Consider the following 20,447-nt stretch of genomic DNA (forward strand, 5'->3'; position numbering starts at 1 on the left):
TGTAAGGTGAAGATAAAGTGTGCGCGTTCTCTCCGCGCCCGCTATTCTCATTGGAATCGATCTGAACGCGTTCCCGTGACGCAGCTAGATCAAAGGAGTGGATACGTCCGGCAGCCATGACGTCAGCGAAAAGCGCAGAGCAGGAAAAATCCCTGCAGGATCAGCACGAACACCCGTCCACCGGCGGGCGGCACGCCGCCGGCGAGGATCCGGTCAAACGCGAGCGAATTCTCGATGGCGCCAAACGCGTTTTCATGCGGAGCAGTTTCGACGCCGCCAGCATGAACGACATCACGCGCGAGGCCGGCGTTTCCAAGGGCACGCTCTACGTCTATTTCGATAACAAGGAAGATCTGTTCACGGCGCTCATCGCGCGCGAGCGGAACATTATCGTCAACAGCGTCAAGCAATCGTTGAACGGCAATGAACCGATCGAGGAGGCGCTTCACGCTTTCGGCGTGAAGCTGGTGACGAGCATAACGTCGGATTACACGATCCGCGCGATGCGCACGGTACTCGGCGTGATCGACCGGATGCCCCGGCTTGCGCAGCGCTTCTTCACTGCGACGCCGGAGAACGGATACACCGTGCTCAAGGCCTATCTCGACCAGCAGGTGTCGGCAGGCACGCTCTCGATCGAAGACACGGAAATAGCCGCAAAGCAGTTCATCGATCTCGCCATGGCCGGCATGTTCAAGGGACGGCTTTTCGGCATGTGCGATGCGGTCTCGGCCGAAAGCATCGAAAAGAACGTCAGATCCGCCATCCGCGTTTTCCTCGCCGCCTACGGAAAGACGACGGGCACGAAGTAAACGCCCGGCGCCTTGCCGGCGAAACATGCCGCACCATCTTCTTGCAATCCAGCAATCGCGATCAAACGCGCTCGCCTGAAAGGCCGTAAGACCTTGCGTGTCCACAAAGGGAGTGACGATGAGTGCCATCGGAAGGGCGATCTGGTTCATTGAAAGCCATTTCGCCGAGGATATATCACTGGATGACATCGCCGCGGCCGCCGGCCTTTCGCGCTATCATCTTTCGCGCGTATTCGGCCTTTCGGCCGGTCGCTCGATCAGTGCCTATATCCGCGGCCGACGCCTGAGCGGCGCCGCGCTTGCCCTCGCCAACGGCACATCCGGCATTCTCGAAGTGGCCCTCGAGGCGGGCTACGGCTCGCACGAGGCTTTCACCCGTGCCTTTCGCGAGCAGTTCGGGGTGACGCCCGAGTCCATCCGCAAGCAGGGGCACGTCCGCAATGTCGAGCTTTTGGAGCCGATCAGAATGGACGACGCACGCACTTTGAAGATCGAGCCGCCGCGCTTCGAGGAAAGCCCGGGGCTTCTTCTCGCCGGTCTCGCAGAGACCTATGACTACAACCGCACCGAAGGCATCCCTTCCCTCTGGCAGCGTTTCAACGCCTATTTCGGCAGCATTCCCGGTCAGCACGGCAATGTCGCCTATGGCGTCTGCACCCAGTCGGACGGCGAGGCGGGCCGCTTCCGCTACATGGCTGCGGCGGAGATACGGGAAGCCGAGGCCCTGCCCACCGGCTTTTCGACACTCAAGCTGCCCCGGCAGCGTTACGCGATCTTCATCCATCGCGGGCACATTTCCGGGATCGCCAACACGGCCCATCACATCTTCACGACCTGGCTTCCGCAGTCCGGCCACCGACACGGTGAATTGCCCGACCTGATGGAACGCTACGACGAGCGCTTCGATCCGCATTCCGGCATGGGTGCGGTGGAGATCTGGGTGCCGCTGAAGGGCTGATTTCCGGTGCACGGACAGCTGCAGCCGGCTTTCCTTCGACAATTCCACCTTTTCGATCACCTGGAGCCGACAACGTCGCCGCGAAACGCGCGGCGGCGCTTGCGACTTTCGCAAGTATCCCTAAATACTGCGCCATCTGTCGTGTCTCGAAAAGGAAACGTTGCCGATGCAGGAAATCCTCACGCTTGCTCAAAGCCCCGAGGCTTGGATCGCCCTCATCACACTCATCGTCATGGAGGTGGTCCTCGGCATCGACAATCTCATTTTCATCTCGATCCTCACCAACAAGCTGCCGCCGGAGAACCGCGTCAGCGCCCGGCGCATCGGCATCGGCCTTGCACTCGTCATGCGGCTGGCGCTGCTCGGCACCATCGCCTGGATCGTTCAACTGACGCAGCCGGTCTTCGAGGCCTTCGGCCACGGCTTTTCCTGGAAGGACATGATCCTGATCGCCGGCGGGCTCTTCCTCGTGTGGAAGGCGACCAAGGAAATCCACCACAGTGTCGATCCGAGAGATCACGAGGAGGATTTCATCGCCAGCTCCGCGATCAACAGCTTCGCGGCCGCCATCGGCCAGATCCTGCTTCTCGACCTCGTCTTCTCGGTCGACAGCATCATCACCGCCGTCGGCATGACCCCGCATCTGCCGATCATGGTCGTCGCCGTCGTCGTCGCCGTGACCGTCATGCTGGTTGCAGCGAACCCGCTTGCGAACTTCATCGAGAGAAATCCGACGATCGTCATGCTGGCGCTGGCCTTCCTCCTGATGATCGGCACGACCCTGATCGCCGAAGGCATGGGCTTCCACGTGCCGAAGGGCTACGTCTATGCTGCGATGGCCTTCTCCGCACTGGTCGAGGTTCTCAACATGGTCGCCCGCAACGCGCGCATGAAGCGACAGACCGCAAGGACGAAATAGAAGCACGACACGACAGGGCCCGCATCGCACCGATGCGGGCCTTCGCGGCGATCTTTGCTCTTTGCGTGCGGCGAGACGACGACATTGCCGCCGGCGGCTTTCCGTTGACATGCAGGGCTTTCTATGGTCTCACGCCTGCCGACTGGAATTGCCTGGCTAAACCGCTGGTGCGGAACTCTTGCGGGCCTTTCCTTCCCATAAAATGCGCGCCCGCAAGCTGGAGAGCACTCCGGCAAAGGGCCCCGAAAGCACGTCAAGACGGGCAAAAGACAATGGCAGATTCTGCAGTCCGGGTGCGTATCGCACCTTCCCCCACCGGCGAGCCGCATGTCGGCACCGCCTATATAGCGCTCTTCAACTATCTCTTCGCCAAGAAGCACGGCGGCAAATTCATCCTGCGCATCGAGGACACGGATGCGACGCGCTCGACGCCGGAATTCGAGAAGAAGGTGCTCGACGCGCTGAAGTGGTGCGGACTGGAATGGTCGGAAGGTCCCGATATCGGCGGCCCCTACGGCCCCTATCGCCAGAGCGATCGCAAGGACATCTACAAGCCTTACGTCGAGAAGATCGTTGCGAACGGCCACGGTTTCCGCTGTTTCTGCACGCCCGAGCGGCTGGAGCAGATGCGCGAGGCGCAGCGTGCCGCCGGCAAGCCGCCCAAATATGACGGCCTCTGCCTCAGCCTCTCGGCCGAGGAAGTGACGTCGCGCGTCGACGCCGGCGAGCCGCATGTCGTGCGCATGAAGATCCCGACCGAGGGCTCCTGCAAGTTCCACGACGGCGTCTATGGCGATGTCGAGATCCCGTGGGAAGCCGTCGACATGCAGGTACTGCTCAAGGCCGACGGCATGCCGACCTATCACATGGCAAACGTCGTGGACGACCATCTGATGAAGATCACCCATGTCGCACGCGGCGAGGAATGGCTCGCCTCCGTGCCGAAGCACATTCTGATCTATCAGTATCTTGGCCTCGAACCGCCTGTCTTCATGCATCTGTCGCTGATGCGCAATGCCGACAAATCGAAACTGTCGAAGCGCAAGAACCCGACCTCCATCTCCTACTACACGGCGCTCGGCTACCTGCCGGAAGCGCTGATGAACTTCCTCGGCCTGTTCTTCATCCAGATCGCCGAAGGCGAAGAACTGCTGACGGTGGAGGAGCTGGCGGAGAAATTCGATCCGGAAAACCTGTCCAAGGCCGGCGCGATCTTCGACATCCAGAAGCTCGACTGGCTGAACGCGCGCTGGATCCGTGAGAAGCTTTCCGACGAGGAATTCGCAGCCCGCGTCCTCGCCTGGGCGATGGACAACGAGCGGCTCAAGGAAGGTCTGAAGCTCTCTCAGACCCGCATTTCGAAGCTCGGCGAACTGCCTGATCTCGCCGCCTTCCTCTTCAAGTCGGATCTCGGCCTGCAGCCCGCCGCCTTTGCCGGGGTGAAGGCCTCGCCCGAGGAGATGCTCGAAATCCTGAACACCGTCCAGCCGGATCTCGAAAAGATTCTGGAATGGAACAAGGAATCGATCGAGACGGAGCTGCGCGCCAGCGCGGAGCGGATGGGCAAGAAGCTGAAAGCCGTGGTGGCGCCGCTCTTCGTCGCCTGCTCGGGCTCGCAGCGCTCGCTGCCGCTGTTCGATTCGATGGAACTGCTCGGCCGTTCGGTCGTGCGCCAGCGGCTGAAGGTCGCCGCGCAGGTCGTCGCCTCCATGGCGGGCAGTGGAAAGTAAGGACGAGACCATGACCGACAAGACACAGGCAGCCGGCCTTTCCTCCGACGCGACGGAAGTGCGCTCCCAGAAGCTCGACCTGCTGCGCCAGCAGATCGGCGATGTTTATCCCGCGCATTTCCACCGTACGCTCACCAATTCGGAACTCGCGGAGAAATATGCCGGGCTGGAGCCCGATACCGAAAGCGGCGAAACGGTAACCGTTGCCGGCCGCGTCTTCTCCTCGCGCAATTCCGGCATGTTCATGGATCTTCATGACGCTTCCGGCAAGATCCAGATCTTTTCGCACAAGGATACGGCACCGGAGGAGGCGCGCGCGCTTCTGCCGATGATCGATCTCGGCGACATCATCGGCGTGACCGGAGAGGTGCGCCGCACCAAGCGCGGCGAACTGACGGTCAACGCCAAAGAGATCACCATGCTCTGCAAGTCGCTCCTGCCGATGCCGGAGAAGTATCACGGGCTTGCCGACATCGAGACGCGCTACCGCAAGCGTTACCTCGACATCATGGTCAACGAGGAATCGAAGCGGCGCTTCCAGCAGCGAAGCCGCATCGTATCGAGCCTGCGCCGATTCCTCGAGGACGAAGGCTTCATGGAAGTCGAGACGCCGATGCTGCAGCCGATCTATGGCGGCGCGACGGCCGAGCCCTTCAAGACGCATCACAACACGCTGAAGCTCGACATGTATCTGCGCATCGCGCCCGAGCTTTACCTGAAGCGCATTCTCGTTTCCGGCCTTACCGACAAGGTCTTCGAGATCAACCGCAACTTCCGCAACGAAGGTGTCTCGACCCGGCACAATCCTGAATTCACCATGATGGAGTGCTACTGGGCTTATGCCGACTACGAGGACGTGATGGGTCTTGTGGAACGCATGTTCGAGACCCTGGCGCTTGCGGTTCACGGCAAGACGGAATTCGAGTTCGGCGACAAGCAGCTCTCCTTCAAGGGGCCGTTCCCGCGCGTCTCCATGCCGGCGGCGGTCAAGGATGCGACCGGAATCGATTTCCTTGCCATCAAGAGCGACGAGGAGGCCCGGCAGGCGGCTCGCGACGCCGGTGTCGAGATCGAGAAGGACGCGACCTGGGGCGAGGTGCTCGCCTTCCTCTTCGAGGAGAAGGTCGAAGCGACCTTGATCCAGCCTGCTCACGTCATCCACTTCCCGAAGGACATCTCGCCCTTCGCCAAGGAGGTGCCGGGCGAGCCGCGGCTCGTCGAGCGCTTCGAGACCTATTGCAACGGATGGGAGATCGGCAACGCCTTTTCCGAGCTCAACGACCCGGTCGAGCAGCGCGCCCGCATGGTCGAGCAGATGGAACAGGCGCATGCCCGCGGCGAGAAGGAAAAGACGCTGGACGAGGACTTCCTCGATGCCATGGACCAGGGCATGCCGCCGGCCGGGGGGTTGGGAATCGGTGTCGACCGGCTGATCATGCTGCTCACCAACTCGCCGTCGATCCGCGACATCATCCTCTTCCCGGCCCGCCGTCAGAAGGCCGATTGATACCCTGGAGCAGGCCCTCCCCAACAAAGGGAGGGTTGGGGAGGGGCTCTCCCTTAATGACTCGCCTGTTCCTCGGCCGGCGCAGCGGCCGCGACATCGCCCGCTGCGGACGGATCGTTGCACATGGAGCGGTCGTCCATCTTGGCCATGATGGCGCGGACGTCGGCCAGTTCGAGCGTCACGACCTTGCCGTGGAACCTGCCGGCAGCGTTGGCCGTGGCCTCGTTATAGGAGGCGCGGAAGGGTTCATCCAAACCCGGCACGCTCCGCGGACCGGGGGCGAAGAGCACCTCCGCGCCGATCGCCGAACCGCGCACGCCTGCGCGATCCTCCGGACCTGCCGCATCGAGCACGACCACCTGGTAAAGATCGGCCTCCTCCTTTTTGGCGAGGCCACCTGCGACGCGCAAGGCGGTCCTGATCCGATCCGGCCCGGTTGCCCGGTCCGTCTTCACATGCATGCGGATCCACCGCTGCCCCTTGTGGTCGAGCTTCAAGGTCCGGAGCGCGGTGCATTCGAGGCCGGAGGCGGAGGGCTCCGCGAAGCGCGTCAGTATCTTGTCGCGACCGACATAGACCGCGGCACCGCCGGATGCGGCGGAGACCCCGAAGGCGGCGGACAGGATGATCACCAGCCGCTTCGAAGGGCGCAATTTGCTGAGAATGGCCTTCAAGGGATGGCTCCGCTGTCGTCGTAAAGGATCGCAAGAAAGGCCCGAAGGCGTCTTCGAAGATAGACGAACCACCTTTCGGAAAGTTTAAACGGAGGCCTCCTGCAGGCGGCCAGAGATTGACTTTCTTCCGCAGCTTGTCCATTGCGCCATGCACAACGTCGCTGTAGGCGGGAATCCCCCGTAACCAGGAAGAGGCGGTATGCACAAGGTTATTTTCGATACGGATCCGGGCGTCGACGATGCGATGGCCCTCCTCTTTCTGCACCGTCACCCGGCCATAGAGCTGCTCGGCATCACCACGGTCTTCGGCAATGCCTCGATCGAGACGACGACGCGCAATGCGTTGTTCCTCAAAGGGGCATGGAATATTGCCGCACCGGTTGCCAGGGGCATGGGCGAGACGTTCGATGCCGGCCGGCCGCATGTCGAATGGCCGACGGGCATTCACGGCGATGACGGGCTCGGCAATATCGGCGTGCCGGCGCAGATGGACCTGCCGCTCGACCCCCGTCCTGCCCACCGCTTCATCATCGACACGGTGCGCGCCAATCCCGGCGAGGTGACGCTCGTTGCCGTCGGCCGGATGACCAACCTGGCGCGCGCCTTGCGCGACGATCCGGAGATTGCCGCGCTCGTCAAGGCGGTGGTGATCATGGGCGGCGCCTTCGATGTTCCCGGCAACATCACGCCGGCGGCGGAAGCCAATATCCACGGCGACCCGGAAGCGGCCGATGTGGTGATGACGGCGCCATGGCCGGTGACCGTCATCGGTCTCGACGTGACGACCAAGACGGTGATGAGCCGCGCCATGCTCTCCGAGATCGCCGAACGCGGCGGTTCACCGGCGAGGCTTCTTTCCGACATCTCGCAATTCTACATCGACTTCTACGAGCACCATGTGGATGACGGCATGATCGTGCACGACAGCTGCGCCTGCGCCTATGTCGTCGCGCCCCAATTCTTTCAGACCCGTGGCGGCGCCATCCGGGTCCTTTGCGGCGGCATCGCCGACGGCCAGACGGTTCAAAAGCCGGATGGGCGACTGTTTCCCCCGAACGCCTGGGACGGCTTCCCAAGCCAGCAGGCCTGTATCGACATCGATGCCGAAGCGGTGCTGAAACTCATCGGCGATACGCTCGCGGGCGGCAACTAACCTCCGGAAAGCGCCCCTCCCCAACCCCTCCCACAGGCGGGAGGGGCTTGACCCGTCGCACCGCCGCTTCCTGACGCCGGCGCTGGGGAAGGGTTTATCCGCGGACGGCCCGCAGCCGCCTTACGGCGAAAATCTTTCGCGGATAGCTGGCAGATGCGCCGCCGCCGGCTATCTTTATCCGTATGAAGCCGGACGCCTTGCTCTTTCCCGCCCCCAAGGGTCTCTACTGCCAATACGGGGATTTCTATATCGACCCGGTGCAACCGGTCGAGAGGGCACTCATCACCCACGGACATTCCGACCATGCGCGCGCCGGACATGGCCATGTGCTCGCGACGCGCGAGACGCTCGACATCATGCGCCTGCGCTATGGTGACGACTTCTGCGGCGCGAGCCAAGACGCGCGCTTCGGCGAGACGATTTCGGTCGGCGGCGTGCGCGTCCGTTTCCACCCGGCCGGCCATGTGCTCGGTTCGGCGCAGATCTCCGTCGAGGCAGACGGGACGCGGATCGTCGTTTCCGGCGATTACAAGCGACGACCCGATCCGACCTGCCCGTCCTTCGAGCCGGTCGCCTGCGACGTTTTCATCACGGAAGCGACCTTCGGCCTGCCGGTCTTCCACCACCCGGACGACAAGGGAGAGATCGCGCGGCTCCTCCAGTCTCTCCGGCAGTTTCCCGAGCGCGCGCATGTGGTCGGCGCCTACGCCCTCGGCAAGGCACAACGTCTCATCGCGCTCATACGCCAGCAGGGCTACGACCAACCTATCCACATCCATGGCGCACTCGCCAGGCTGTGCGAATATTACCAGAGCCAGGGCATCGATCTCGGCGATATCCGTCCGGCAACGCTCGGCCAGGAAAACCGGCAGGACCTCGCCGGCGCTATCGTCCTCGGGCCTCCGGCGGCTTTTGCCGAGCGATGGGCGCGCCGTTTCGCCGATCCGCTCGCCATCTTCGCCTCCGGCTGGATGCTCATCCGACAGCGCGCCAAGCAGCGCGGCGTCGAGCTGCCGCTCGTCATCTCCGATCATTGCGACTGGGTCGAGCTCACGGCCACGATCCGCGAAATCGCGCCTGCCGAAGTCTGGGTGACGCATGGCCGTGAGGAGGCGCTGGTTCGCTGGTGCCAGTTACAGGGCATACCCGCCCGGCCATTGCATCTTGTCGGTTACGACGATGAGGGAGAGTGAGCGATGAGAGCATTCGCCGAATTGCTCGACCGGCTCGTGCTGACGCCGCAGCGAAACGGCAAGATCCGGTTGCTCGTCGACTATTTCCGCGGCGCACCCGATCCGAGCCGCGGCTACGCGCTGGCCGCGATCGCGGGCACGCTCTCGCTCAACACGGTAAAGCCGGCCCTCATTCGCGACCTCTTGCTCGAGCGCATGGACGACGTGCTGTTCCACTATTCCTACGACTATGTCGGCGACCTCGCGGAAACGGTCTCCCTCGCCTGGGAGCCGCCGCCGGACGTCGCCCCCGAGGACATTCCGCTCGGCGAGGTTGTCGAGCGGCTGCAGCGTGCCGGCCGCTCCGAGGTTCGCTCGCTCGTCCGCGACCTTCTGGACCGGCTCGACACCTCCGGCCGCTTCGCACTCCTCAAGCTCGCGACAGGAGGCTTGCGGATCGGGGTCTCGGCGCGGCTCGCAAAACAGGCGCTTGCGGAGATGGGCGGCAAGGAGGTGAGCGAGATCGAAACGCTCTGGCACGGATTGGAGCCGCCATACCTGCCGCTTTTCCTCTGGCTCACCGGTGAGGCGGAGATGCCGGTGCTCAAGACACCTGCGGTCTTTCATTCGGTGATGCTCGCGACAGCGGTCGGAGAGGGCGATCTCGAAGGGCTCGACCCGGCCGACTTCGCGGCCGAGTGGAAGTGGGACGGCATCCGCGTCCAGCTCGCCAATGTCGGCGGGACTCGACGCCTCTATTCACGCAGCGGCGACGAGATATCCTCCGCCTTTCCCGAGATCATCGAGGCTGCCGATATCACCGGCGTCATCGATGGCGAGCTTCTGGTCGGCGGAACGATGCGCAGCAACCGCGCCACCGCGACATTCGCCGACCTGCAGCAAAGGCTGAACCGCAAGACCGTCAGTCGCAAGCTGATGGACGAGTTTCCGGCCTTCATCCGTGCCTACGACATTCTCTTTTCAGGCGAGCGCGATATCAGGCCCGAGCCCTTTCACCTCCGCCGCGAGGCGCTGTCGGCGCTGATCGAAGCGGCCTCTCCGCAGCATTTCGATCTCTCGCCGCTCGTCGGCTTTTCAAGCTGGAAGGAGCTTGACGAGCTGCGCTCCAACCCGCCCGATCCGGTGATCGAAGGCGTCATGCTGAAACGGCTGGATTCGCCCTATATGGCCGGACGGGCCAAGGGGCCCTGGTTCAAGTGGAAGCGGGCGCCCTTCAATATCGACGCCGTGCTGATGTATGCCCAGCGCGGCCATGGCAAGCGGTCCAGCTATTACTCCGATTTCACCTTCGGCGTCTGGGCGCAGGGTGAAGACGGGACGAGCCTCGTTCCCGTCGGCAAGGCCTATTTCGGCTTCACCGATGCCGAGCTGGAGGTCCTCGACCGGTTCGTGCGCGACAATACCGTCGAACGCTTCGGCCCCGTGCGCGCGGTGCGCGCCGAACCCGACAGCGGCTTCGTCGTCGAGGTTGCCTTTGAAGGCCTCAACCGCTCCACGCGCCACAAATCCGGGGTGGCCATGCGCTTCCCGCGGATCGCCCGCCTCAGACCCGACAAGCTGCCTCGCGATGCCGACAGGCTCGAAACACTGCAGGCTATGATCGGAACGCAACGCTGAAGCGCTTGGACCACGCGTTACCGTAAGTTATTTCAGAAACCCCGAATGAAGGTTTGTTAAGGAGAGTCTGGAATTATCCGGGCTTGCTGCATGCCGTCCCCGCCCCTTTGTGGGCCACGCCCTGGAATTGCTCTTTTGAAGCCGCATCATGCCATGTCCCGTCTGTCGCGCTTTCTCACCCCCAGCTACCTTCCGGCCCTCATCGCGGCCGTTGTGGTAGTCGCCGCCGGGGTTCTCGCGGACAATCAGAACCGGATCGTTTCGGAAGCGCGGCTGCGCTCCGAGGTTGCCGACGCGCTCAACCCGATACGCTCGAGCCTCGAGAGCAGCGTCAACGGCAATATTCAGCTGGTCCGGGGCCTGATCGCCACGATCGAGACCGAACCCGACATGCAGCAGCAGCGCTTCGGAGAGCTCGCACGCAGCGTCTTCAGCGGCGGCTCGCAGCTTCGCAACATCGCCGCCGCGCCCGAACTGGTGGTCGCGATGGTCTACCCGCTGACGGGCAATGAGAAGGCGATCGGTCTCGATTACCGCGCGAACGACAAACAACGCAGTTCCGTCATGCGCGCAGTGGCATCCGGAGAAATGGTGCTCGCGGGCCCTGTCGACCTCGTGCAAGGCGGTCGCGGGCTGATCGGCCGCTTCCCGGTAACCACCGGTCCGGAAGGTGGCAGGCGCTTCTGGGGCGTTGTATCAGCGGTGATCGATGTCGATCGCCTTTATCGCGACAGTGGGCTTTCATCGCCGGCGCTCGACATCGACATCGCCATTGCCGGCCGCGACGGCACGGGACGCGGCGGCCCGCATTTCTTCGGCGACCCGGCAATCTTCGAAAGCGCCCCTGTCGAGATGAGCGTATCCTTGCCCGGCGGTTCCTGGCGCATGGCCGCGATCCCCAAAGGCGGGTGGCCGACGACACCGCAGAATGCGTGGCAGGTCCGCTTCCTCATCATATTCGGCGGCCTGATGATCGTCGCTCCCATGATCGTCGCCGGCCGTCTCATGGCCGAGCGGCAGGCGAACTTTCGCGCATTGAGGCAGAGCAAGGATCAGCTTCAGGAGCTTTCGCACCGGCTGAGGATCGCGCTCGACACTTCGAAGATCGGCATATGGGAGCTCGACGTCGACAGCGGCACGCTCCTGTGGGACAGCCGCATGAAGGAGCTCTACGGCATCGGATCGTCGATGCGCGAGGTCTACGAGGACTGGCGGAACACGCTTCATCCCGACGATCTCGCCCGTGCCGAGGCGGAATTCGCCGAAACGCTCGCCACGGGCGGCGCATACAACACGGAATTCCGCATCCGCCTTCCGGATGGGGAAGTCCGCCATATCCGCGCGGTCGGCTCGACCTATGCCGGAACGAACGGCAACAGGAAGATCGTCGGCGTCAACTGGGACGTAACGGCCGACGTGAAGACACGCGCGACGCTATCGGAGGCCAAACGCCTCGCGGAAGCCCACAGTGCCGAGTTGGAGGCGGCGCGCCATCGCATGGAATTCAACGCGCTGCACGATCCATTGACCGGACTGCCCAATCGCCGCTTCCTGGACCAGATTCTCTTCGACCGCAGCCGACGGGCCGACGCAAATGCGAAGATCAGCATCTTCCATATCGATCTCGACCGTTTCAAGCAGATCAACGACACGATGGGCCATGCAGCCGGCGACGAAATCCTGAAGCATGCGGCAAGCCTTTTGCGGGACAATGCACGCCAGGACGACTTCGTCGCCCGGATCGGCGGCGACGAGTTCGTCATCATTCGCGCAAGCGGCGGCGGCGACGAGGACGCGGCTCTGGCTTCCCGCGTGATCGAGGCTATGAGCGTTCCGGTGCGCTACGAAGATCAGGAATGCCGCATAGGCGTGAGCATCGGGATTGCCGCTCAAACCGATGCGACGGATGACCTTTCCCAGGTACTGGTCAACGCCGATATCGCCCTCTACGAGGCCAAGCGCCGGGGCCGCAACCGGCAAGAGACCTTTACGGGTGCGCTGAAGACCGCCGTGCTCCAGACGAAACAGACGGCCGACGAGATCCTGCGCGGTCTCGAGCAGAACGAATTCGTCGCATATTTCCAGCCGCAGTTCTGTCCGAGCTCGCTCGACATCATCGGCGTCGAGGCACTCGCACGATGGGATCATCCCACCAAGGGGCTTCTCGGCCCGCACGCCTTTCTCAAGACGGCGGAGGACATCAACGTCGTCGCTGCGATCGATCAGAAAATTCTCGAACAGGCGCTCTTTCAGATCTATCGCTGGGAGGCAAACGGCATCTACGTGCCGAAGGTGTCGGTCAATCTCTCCTATCCGCGCCTGAGAGACGAGGGACTGATCGACCGGCTGGAGGAGCTTTCCATACCCGAGGGGCGGCTTTCCTTCGAACTGCTCGAATCGATTTCCTTCGACGAGAACGATGTGACGGTCATGTCCAACATCCGGCGCATCAAGGAACTCGGCATCGACATCGAGATCGACGACTTCGGTACCGGCTATGCCTCGATCCTGAGCCTGCTGAAGCTGACGCCACGCCGCCTGAAGATAGATCGGCAACTGGTGCTGCCTATTCTCGCCTCTCCGGCGGAGCGCCGGCTGGTGGCATCGATCATCGACATCGGCACGTCGCTCGGGATCGAAGTAATCGCCGAAGGCGTCGAAACGCTCGAGCACGCCCGCATCCTCAAGGAAATGGAATGCCATGGGCTGCAGGGCTACGCCTTCGCCCGGCCGATGAACGCCAACGATCTTGCCACTTTCGTCTTCGAGCGGCGGTGGCGAGCCGCTTGACCGGGATCCGGACCCCGCTTTCGGAGGCGGACTGTACAGACGCGGCTTTTTCTTGCTGCTAAGGCTTGGCAGCCGTCCGGAAAATAGTCATAAAAACATATGCCTCCTGCCGCTTATGCGAACGCGCGGACCTCGTCCGCGTGACCCGTCCGGCGTCAGACTCGGGGGACCGAAGTCCCGACCTCCAATACACTCGGAAGGAGACAAAACGATCGAATACGCGGAGAAATTGCTTTCTGTTTTCATTCTTGTCCCCTTCGCGGGAAGCCTCATTGCAATCTTCTTCCCGTCCGATCAGCGCGGTGCGATTTCCTGGTTCGCAGGTGCGATCGCGCTTGTCTGCTTCCTGGTGACCGCCGGCCTCTACCCCTACGTCGCCTCGGGCGGCGTCCTCCATTACCGGATCGACTGGGTTCCGCAACTCGGGCTGAACTTCACCCTCAGGATGGACGGCTTCGCCTGGCTGTTTTCGGCGCTGATCACGGCGATCGGCGTTCTCGTCGTGCTTTATGCCCGCTACTATATGGCCGAGGAGGACCCGGTCCCGCGCTTTTTCGCGCTGTTCCTCGCCTTCATGGGATCGATGCTGGGCGTCGTCCTTTCCGGCAACCTCATTCTGCTCGCCGTCTTCTGGGAGCTGACCAGCATCGTCTCCTTCCTGCTGATCGGCTATTGGCACCATAACGCACACGCCCGCGACGGCGCCCGCATGGCGCTGACGATTACCGGCATGGGCGGCCTCGCCATGTTCGTCGGCCTGATACTCATCGGCAAGATCGTCGGCAGCTATGAACTCGACGCGGTCCTCGCCTCGGGCGACGCGATCCGCAACCATCCGCTCTATGGCACGGTACTTGTCCTCGTCCTGCTCGGGGCGTTGACGAAGAGCGCCCAGTTCCCCTTCCATTTCTGGCTGCCGCACGCGATGGCGGCCCCGACGCCGGTTTCGGCCTATCTGCATTCGGCGACGATGGTGAAGGCCGGCGTCTTCCTGCTCGTGCGGTTCTGGCCGGTGATGGCCGGCACGGAAGCCTGGTTCTGGATCGTGGGCCTTGCGGGCCTCACAACGCTCCTGCTCGGCGCCTATTTCGCGATTTTTCAGCAGGATCTTAAGGGGCTCCTCGCCTATTCGACGATCAGTCATCTCGGGCTCATCACCGTTCTCCTGAGCCTCGGCAGTCCGCTGGCGGCCGTCGCCGCGGTCTTCCATATCGTCAACCACGCGACCTTCAAGGCCTCTCTCTTCATGGCGGCCGGAATCATCGACCACGAATGCGGCACCCGCGACATGCGCAGGCTGAGCGGGCTTTTCCACTTCATGCCGATCACCGCGACGCTCGCCATGGTGGCGAGTGCCGCCATGGCCGGCGTGCCGCTGCTCAACGGCTTTCTGTCCAAGGAGATGTTCTTCGCCGAGGCGATCGAGACGCATCTCGTAAACCCGCTCGACACGGCTACGCCCTATGTGGCGACGATCGCGGGCATGTTTGCCGTCACCTATTCGCTCCGCTTCATCCACGGCGTCTTCTTCGGCCGGCTGCCGGCGGACCTCCCGAGAAAGCCGCATGAGCCACCCCGCTGGATGCGGGCGCCGGTCGACTTCCTCGTTCTCGCCTGTCTGGTCGTCGGCATAATTCCCGCCCAGACGATCGGTCCCTTCCTTCACACGGCCGTTCTCTCGGTTCTGCGCGAGGGAACGCCCTATTACAGCCTTTCGGTCTGGCACGGCTGGAACATTCCGCTGATCATGAGCTTCGTCGCGCTTTCGGGCGGCATCGGCCTCTACTTCCTGATGCGCTCCTATCTGGCGACGGCCGTCGAGGGTCCGCCGGTCTTCCGCCTGCTCCAGGGGCAGCGCATTTTCGAGCGCGTGCTGGTAACGCTTTCCTGGAAGTGGGCCCGATGGCTCGAACAGCGGCTCGGCACGCGTCGCCTGCAGCCGCAGATGCGTCTCCTCGTCTTTCTTGCGCTTGCGGCAGGGGCATCGCCGCTTCTTCTCGGCAATTTCGAACTGCCGCCGCTCGTGATCCGCGGCATCGATCCCGCCTTCGCCCTGCTTTGGGCGATCGGCATCGCCTGCGCCATCGGCTCCGCCTATCAGGCGAAATTCCACCGTCTCGCCTCGCTGGTCCTCCTCGGCGGAGCAGGGCTCGTCACCTGCATCACCTTCGTCTGGCTATCCGCACCCGATCTTGCGGTCACCCAGCTCCTCGTGGAGATCGTCACCACCGTGCTCATTCTGCTCGGATTGCGCTGGCTTCCGAAGCGCATCGAGGAGCCGATAGCGGCGGAGGACATCTCGATCAGGGTCCGCCTGAGGCGCTTGCGCGACCTGCTGCTGGCGATCGGCGCCGGCGGAGGAATGATGCTCATCGCCTACACGGTGATGACGCGGCCCCTCCCCGAAACCATCGCCAGCTATTTTCTCGAGCGCGCCTATCGGGAGGGCGGCGGCACCAATGTCGTCAACGTCATCCTCGTCGATTTCCGCGGCTTCGATACGCTTGGCGAGATCGCCGTGCTCTGCATCGTCGCGCTCACGGTCTTCGCGCTTCTCCTGCGCTTCCGCCCGCAGTCCGACAGCCTGGAGACGCCGGAGCAGCAAAGGGTGCAGAACGCCTTCGACGACGATCATCCCGAGCGCGCCGCCGGGGACAGCGTCGCCGAATATCTCTTCATCCCGGCAGTGATCATGCGCTGGATGTTTCCGGTCACAGGAATGCTCGCGGCCTTTCTCTTCCTGCGCGGACATGATCTGCCGGGAGGCGGCTTTGCCGCCGGCATCGCCATGTCGATCGGCTTTATCCTGCAATATATGTCCGGCGGCACCCGCTGGGTCGAGGAACGGCTCCGCATCCATCCGCTTCGCTGGATGAGCATCGGCCTGCTGGTCGCGACGGCCACGGGCGTCGGGTCCTGGTTCTTCGGCTATCCCTTCCTCACCTCCCACGCGCAATATGCAAGCCTGCCGGTCGTCGGCAAGTTTCCGCTCGCAAGCGCGATCCTCTTCGACCTCGGCGTCTTCTCGCTGGTGCTCGGCGCCACCGTGCTCATCCTGATCGCGCTGGCGCACCAGTCGGTCCGTGCACCGCGTGCGCATGCGAAGGCCGCACGCTCGGACAAGGAGGCGGTACGCTAATGGAACTCATTCTTTCGGCCGGGATCGGCACGCTGACCGCATCGGGCGTCTATCTTCTCCTGAGGCCGCGAACATACCAGGTGATCATCGGGCTTTCGCTGCTCTCCTTCGCCGTCAATCTCTTCATCTTCGGCATGGGCCGGTTGCGGGTGAACGCTCCTCCGATCCTCGATCCCGGCGGCGTCGGCGATCTCGCCCGCTATACCGACCCTGTGCCGCAGGCACTGGTGCTGACGGCGATCGTCATCGGCTTCGCCATGACCGCACTTTTCCTCGTGGTGCTGCTCGCCTCCCGCGGCTTCACCGGAACCGACCATGTGGACGGAAGGGAGCAGCGCGGTGACTGATTGGCTCGATCATCTTCTCATCCTGCCGATCCTCCTGCCGCTTGCCGTGGCTGCGGTGCTGATCCCGATCAACGAGCGCGACCGGACATTGAAGGGGGCCATCGGCTTCGCGTCCACGCTCGTCGTCTTCATCCTCTCGATGATCCTCATGCGACTTGCCGCGGCCGGCACCGGCAGCCTGCCCGGATCAGGGGTCTATCAGTTCGGAAACTGGCCCGCCCCCTTCGGGATCGTCCTCGTGCTCGACCGCCTGTCGGCCCTGATGCTGTGCCTGACGAGCGGCCTTGCACTCGCCGCGCAGGCCTATTCCATGGCGCGGTGGCACACGGCGGGGCATCACTTCCATTCGCTTTTCCAGCTTCTCGTAGCCGGTCTCAACGGCGCCTTTCTCACGGGCGACCTCTTCAATCTCTTCGTCTTTTTCGAAATGATGCTGGCCGCCTCCTATGGCCTGCTCCTGCACGGCTCCGGTCCGCTGCGCGTGAAGGCGGGGCTGCATTATATCGCCGTAAACCTCGCCGCCTCGGCGCTGTTCCTGATCGGCGTCAGCCTTATCTACGGCGCCGCCGGCACGCTCAACATGGCCGACCTCGCGACGAAGCTCGCAGCCCTCGAACCCAGAAGCAGAACACTCGTCGAAATGGGCTCGGCCATCCTCGGCGTCGCCTTTCTCGTCAAGGCGGGCATGTGGCCGCTCAGTTTCTGGCTGCCGACGGCCTATGCCGCGGCGACGCCGCCGGTCGCAGGCGTCTTCGCGGTCCTGACCAAAGTCGGCATCTACGTCATCATCCGCCTGCATCTGCTCGTCTTCGGCACCGCGGCGGGCGCATCGTCCGGTTTCGGCCAGGACTGGCTCGTCACCGGGGGAATGCTGACGATCGCCTTCGGCGGTATCGGCGTGCTCGCCTCGCAGGCGATGGGCCGTCTTGCGGGCTACTCCGTTCTCGTATCCTCGGGGACCCTGCTCGCCGCGGTCGGCCTCGGCCACGACGGAATGCTCGCCGGCGCACTCTTCTATCTGGTCAGCTCGACACTGACGATCGGGGCCTTCTTCCTGCTGATCGAGCTCGTCGAACGCGGCCGGGACGCCGGCGCCGACGTTCTGGCCGTGACGATGGAAGCCTATGGCGATTTCGACGAGGACGAGGAGGAGGAAGAGGTCGGCGTCGCCATTCCCGGCACTATGGCCGTTCTCGGCCTCTGCTTCTGCCTCTGTGCCCTGCTGCTCGCCGGCCTGCCGCCTTTCTCCGGCTTCATCGCCAAATTCGCGCTCATCAGCGGCCTCTTCGACATGCCGGCCGCCGAGCTCGCGACGGCAACGTCCGCCGCCGACTGGACCTATGTCACTCTCCTCATCCTGTCCGGGCTCGCTGCCATGATCGCGATGAACCGCATCGGCATCCGAACGTTCTGGGCGTCGATCGAGGGTACGATCCCGCGGGTCGTCGTGATCGAGATCACGCCGGTCGTCGTCCTGCTCGCAGCCTGCATCTTCCTGAGCCTGCAGGCGGGACCCGCGATGCGTTACATGCAGGCGACGGCTGACGATCTGCTCGCGCCCCTCACCCACAGCGATCGCGTGCTTTCGGCGCCGCGGGCCGGGAGCCAGTAGCGATGCGTACCTGGTTCCCCTACCCGCTGCTCTCGATCGCGCTCCTCCTCATGTGGCTGCTTCTGAGCCAGTCCGTGACGCCGGGCTCGATCGTCCTCGGCCTGGTGGTCAGCACGGTTCTCGCATGGGTGACGCTCAACCTGCATCCCGCCCGCTCGCGTCTCCACCGCTGGAGCAGGATCGCCGGATTCATCCTGCGCGTCGTCGGCGACGTCATCCGCTCGAATATCGCCGTCACGCTCATCATCCTGCGCGCAGGCAGGCGTCCGGTGAATGCGGGCTTCATGACGGTCAGCCTCGATCTCGCCGACGAGAACGCCCTGGCGCTGCTCGCCTGCGTCGTCACGGCGACGCCGGGCACCGCATGGCTCGAATATGACCGTCGCCGGAAGATCCTGCTCTTCCACGTGCTCGACATCGAAAACGAGGACCTGTGGCGGGAAACGATCACGCGCTATGCGGCCGATTTGAAGGAGATATTCGAATGATGGAGCTTGCCGTCGTCTGGTCCGTGCTCGTCGCGCAGACCATGCTTGCGCTCGCCATGGCCTTCGCGCTCTACCGCATGGCCAGAGGACCGAGGGCCCAGGACCGCATTCTCGGTCTCGACACGCTCTACATCAATGCGATGCTGATGCTCATCACCTTCGGTATCCGTACGGCGAACACGGTCTATTTCGAAACGGCGCTGATCATCGCAGTGATCGGCTTCGCCTCGTCCATCGCGTTGGCAAAATTCCTCATGCGCGGCGAGGTGATCGAATGAGCCATCTGACCGACCTTCCGCCATGGGCGGCGCTGCTCGTCTGCGGGCTGATGCTTATCGGCGCCGCGACCACCCTGATCGGATCGCTCGGGCTCCTGCGCCTGCCCGATTTCTACGCGCGCCTGCACGCCCCGACGATCGCGACCAGCGGCGGCACCATCCTCCTCTGCCTCGCGTCCATCCTCTGCTTCGCCGTCCTGCAGAGCCGCTGGGTATTCCACGAAGTTCTCATCATCTTCTTCGTGACGGTGACGACGCCCGTGACCCTGATGCTGCTTGGCCAAGCGACCCTCTACCGCGACCGCTTCGAGGAAAGGCAGGGCGTGCCGCGCAAGCAGAAACCCGCACCGGGTGAAGAATAGCTACTCGCCCGCCTGACGAAGCGCCTCCCGCGTCTCATCCAGGTGAAGCGCAAAACCGGACGCAGTCTGATCTCTCAGTCCGGGGCGGAGCTGCATGCTTGGAATGAGATAGTCTCCGCCATTTTGCTGCCTGTATGGAATGGGTGAGACGGTCCCGATCGTCCGCATCCTTTCCCGAAGCCCCTCAGCGGCCTCAGTGAATCCGGCTTCGTCGAGGCGATCGGCGCGATAAGCCACGTAGGGAGGAAGCACGTCGTAGCCGGGATAATAGAGGATACCGTGATTGATCGGGAACAGAAGGTCGTCGATCGGTCCGTTCACCCCGCGGGCCGAATAGTGCTCTTCCCACCCCCCGGCGGTGACGATCAGCATCGCGCGTTTGCCTGCCAGGCTGCCTTCGCCATAGCGGTCGCCCCAGCGCTTGTCGCTATGTTCGCCGACGCCATAGGCGAAGCCGTAGGCGAACACCCGATCGACCCAGCCCTTGAGAATGGCCGGCATGGAAAACCACCAGAGCGGGAATTGGAGGATCAGAACGTCGGCCCACAGCAGCTTGTCGATCTCCGCCCTTACATCTTCCGTCAAAGCACCGGTTTCGAAGGCTTTCTTGGACGCCGCGACCGGCACCAGCCGCGCATCCGGCGGCAAAAGGGGGAAATCGGCGTGACCGACTTCGGACTTCCAGCCGTCGGCATAGAGGTCAGAGATCCGCACTTCGTGACCTTGGGTCATGAGCTCCTCGACGGCGACGTCGCGGAGCGCTCCGTTGAGCGAACGCGATTCAGGGTGGGCAAAGACGAGCAGAATTTTCATGGATCATTCTCCTGTTAGTAGGTCGCCTCACTGTAGCCGGAGCATCAGTATTCCA

At 63.3% G+C, this 20,447-nt stretch carries 17 protein-coding genes; 15 read left to right on the forward strand and 2 right to left on the reverse strand.

Annotation, left to right across the window (positions count from 1 at the left end; translation table 11 throughout):
• The first annotated feature begins 116 nt into the window (after positions 1-116).
• The 5 genes from CN933_RS20530 to lysS all read left to right on the forward strand — a co-directional run bounded on the left by CN933_RS20530 (position 117) and on the right by lysS (position 5,926).
• Positions 117-812 carry a TetR/AcrR family transcriptional regulator gene (locus CN933_RS20530; protein ID WP_018096670.1) on the forward strand — a complete coding sequence of 232 codons (696 nt, stop codon included), beginning with the start codon at positions 117-119 and terminating at the stop codon, positions 810-812.
• A 118-nt stretch (positions 813-930) separates the two neighbouring features.
• On the forward strand, positions 931-1,770 hold the full coding sequence (locus CN933_RS20535) for an AraC family transcriptional regulator (protein ID WP_018096669.1): 840 nt from the start codon (positions 931-933) through the stop codon (positions 1,768-1,770).
• 166 nt (positions 1,771-1,936) lie between these two features.
• Entirely contained in the window at positions 1,937-2,689 is a 753-nt protein-coding gene (locus tag CN933_RS20540) for a TerC family protein (protein WP_018096668.1), read from the forward strand.
• A 272-nt stretch (positions 2,690-2,961) separates the two neighbouring features.
• Positions 2,962-4,419, forward strand: coding sequence for a glutamate--tRNA ligase (gene gltX / locus CN933_RS20545; protein ID WP_018096667.1), 1,458 nt, complete (start codon positions 2,962-2,964; stop codon positions 4,417-4,419).
• A gap of 10 nt (positions 4,420-4,429) precedes the next feature.
• Positions 4,430-5,926 (forward strand): lysine--tRNA ligase, encoded by a 1,497-nt coding sequence (gene lysS / locus CN933_RS20550; RefSeq protein ID WP_018096666.1) that lies wholly within the window; start codon positions 4,430-4,432, stop codon positions 5,924-5,926.
• Between the two features lie 53 nt (positions 5,927-5,979).
• Here lysS and CN933_RS20555 read toward each other — a convergent pair whose 3' ends face one another.
• Positions 5,980-6,600, reverse strand: a complete 621-nt coding sequence (locus tag CN933_RS20555) for a hypothetical protein (protein ID WP_018096665.1) — start codon at positions 6,598-6,600, stop codon at positions 5,980-5,982.
• A 199-nt stretch (positions 6,601-6,799) separates the two neighbouring features.
• Here CN933_RS20555 and CN933_RS20560 point away from each other — a divergent pair, with 199 nt between their 5' ends.
• The 10 genes from CN933_RS20560 (at position 6,800) to mnhG (ending at position 19,579) form a co-directional block, all read left to right on the forward strand.
• A complete protein-coding gene (locus tag CN933_RS20560) occupies positions 6,800-7,753 on the forward strand; it encodes a nucleoside hydrolase (RefSeq protein ID WP_018096664.1) in 954 nt (317 codons plus the stop codon).
• Positions 7,754-7,935: 182 nt separating this feature from the next.
• Positions 7,936-8,946: a ligase-associated DNA damage response exonuclease gene (locus tag CN933_RS20565; RefSeq protein ID WP_102762222.1), complete on the forward strand. Its 1,011-nt coding sequence runs from the start codon at positions 7,936-7,938 to the stop codon at positions 8,944-8,946.
• A 3-nt stretch (positions 8,947-8,949) separates the two neighbouring features.
• Positions 8,950-10,563: a cisplatin damage response ATP-dependent DNA ligase gene (locus tag CN933_RS20570; RefSeq protein WP_018096662.1), complete on the forward strand. Its 1,614-nt coding sequence runs from the start codon at positions 8,950-8,952 to the stop codon at positions 10,561-10,563.
• Between the two features lie 153 nt (positions 10,564-10,716).
• Positions 10,717-13,353 (forward strand): bifunctional diguanylate cyclase/phosphodiesterase, encoded by a 2,637-nt coding sequence (locus tag CN933_RS20575; RefSeq protein ID WP_033047513.1) that lies wholly within the window; start codon positions 10,717-10,719, stop codon positions 13,351-13,353.
• Positions 13,354-13,582: 229 nt separating this feature from the next.
• A complete protein-coding gene (locus tag CN933_RS20580) occupies positions 13,583-16,492 on the forward strand; it encodes a monovalent cation/H+ antiporter subunit A (RefSeq protein WP_033047511.1) in 2,910 nt (969 codons plus the stop codon).
• The gene (locus tag CN933_RS20585; RefSeq protein ID WP_003528841.1) at positions 16,492-16,839 is read left to right on the forward strand and encodes a Na+/H+ antiporter subunit C; all 348 of its coding nucleotides are present in this window, start codon (positions 16,492-16,494) and stop codon (positions 16,837-16,839) included. Before CN933_RS20580 ends, CN933_RS20585 begins: the two co-directional genes overlap by 1 nt.
• Positions 16,808-18,451 (forward strand): monovalent cation/H+ antiporter subunit D, encoded by a 1,644-nt coding sequence (locus tag CN933_RS20590; protein ID WP_018096659.1) that lies wholly within the window; start codon positions 16,808-16,810, stop codon positions 18,449-18,451. Before CN933_RS20585 ends, CN933_RS20590 begins: the two co-directional genes overlap by 32 nt.
• 2 nt (positions 18,452-18,453) lie before the next feature.
• On the forward strand, positions 18,454-18,939 hold the full coding sequence (locus CN933_RS20595) for a Na+/H+ antiporter subunit E (RefSeq protein ID WP_018096658.1): 486 nt from the start codon (positions 18,454-18,456) through the stop codon (positions 18,937-18,939).
• Positions 18,936-19,217 (forward strand): K+/H+ antiporter subunit F, encoded by a 282-nt coding sequence (locus CN933_RS20600; RefSeq protein ID WP_003528834.1) that lies wholly within the window; start codon positions 18,936-18,938, stop codon positions 19,215-19,217. Before CN933_RS20595 ends, CN933_RS20600 begins: the two co-directional genes overlap by 4 nt.
• On the forward strand, positions 19,214-19,579 hold the full coding sequence (gene mnhG, locus CN933_RS20605; protein WP_018096657.1) for a monovalent cation/H(+) antiporter subunit G: 366 nt from the start codon (positions 19,214-19,216) through the stop codon (positions 19,577-19,579). The genes CN933_RS20600 and mnhG overlap by 4 nt, the downstream gene beginning before the upstream one ends.
• Here mnhG and CN933_RS20610 read toward each other — a convergent pair whose 3' ends face one another.
• Complete coding sequence (locus tag CN933_RS20610; protein WP_018096656.1) at positions 19,580-20,392, reverse strand: NAD(P)H-dependent oxidoreductase; 813 nt, start codon at positions 20,390-20,392, stop codon at positions 19,580-19,582.
• Positions 20,393-20,447 lie beyond the last annotated feature (55 nt).

The organism is Sinorhizobium sp. M4_45, assembly GCF_002885915.1.
GTDB classification, from domain to species: Bacteria; Pseudomonadota; Alphaproteobacteria; order Rhizobiales; family Rhizobiaceae; genus Sinorhizobium; species Sinorhizobium meliloti_A.

Bases quoted from the DNA above. Each gene is read 5' to 3' on its own strand.
- CN933_RS20530 (WP_018096670.1), top strand. From the start codon at position 117: ATGACGTCAGCGAAAAGCGCAGAGCAGGAAAAATCCCTGCAGGATCAG.
- CN933_RS20535 (WP_018096669.1), top strand. From the start codon at position 931: ATGAGTGCCATCGGAAGGGCGATCTGGTTCATTGAAAGCCATTTCGCC.
- CN933_RS20540 (WP_018096668.1), top strand. From the start codon at position 1,937: ATGCAGGAAATCCTCACGCTTGCTCAAAGCCCCGAGGCTTGGATCGCC.
- gltX (WP_018096667.1), top strand. From the start codon at position 2,962: ATGGCAGATTCTGCAGTCCGGGTGCGTATCGCACCTTCCCCCACCGGC.
- lysS (WP_018096666.1), top strand. From the start codon at position 4,430: ATGACCGACAAGACACAGGCAGCCGGCCTTTCCTCCGACGCGACGGAA.
- CN933_RS20560 (WP_018096664.1), top strand. From the start codon at position 6,800: ATGCACAAGGTTATTTTCGATACGGATCCGGGCGTCGACGATGCGATG.
- CN933_RS20565 (WP_102762222.1), top strand. From the start codon at position 7,936: ATGAAGCCGGACGCCTTGCTCTTTCCCGCCCCCAAGGGTCTCTACTGC.
- CN933_RS20570 (WP_018096662.1), top strand. From the start codon at position 8,950: ATGAGAGCATTCGCCGAATTGCTCGACCGGCTCGTGCTGACGCCGCAG.
- CN933_RS20575 (WP_033047513.1), top strand. From the start codon at position 10,717: ATGTCCCGTCTGTCGCGCTTTCTCACCCCCAGCTACCTTCCGGCCCTC.
- CN933_RS20585 (WP_003528841.1), top strand. From the start codon at position 16,492: ATGGAACTCATTCTTTCGGCCGGGATCGGCACGCTGACCGCATCGGGC.
- CN933_RS20590 (WP_018096659.1), top strand. From the start codon at position 16,808: ATGTGGACGGAAGGGAGCAGCGCGGTGACTGATTGGCTCGATCATCTT.
- CN933_RS20595 (WP_018096658.1), top strand. From the start codon at position 18,454: ATGCGTACCTGGTTCCCCTACCCGCTGCTCTCGATCGCGCTCCTCCTC.
- CN933_RS20600 (WP_003528834.1), top strand. From the start codon at position 18,936: ATGATGGAGCTTGCCGTCGTCTGGTCCGTGCTCGTCGCGCAGACCATG.
- mnhG (WP_018096657.1), top strand. From the start codon at position 19,214: ATGAGCCATCTGACCGACCTTCCGCCATGGGCGGCGCTGCTCGTCTGC.
- CN933_RS20610 (WP_018096656.1), bottom strand. From the start codon at position 20,392: ATGAAAATTCTGCTCGTCTTTGCCCACCCTGAATCGCGTTCGCTCAAC.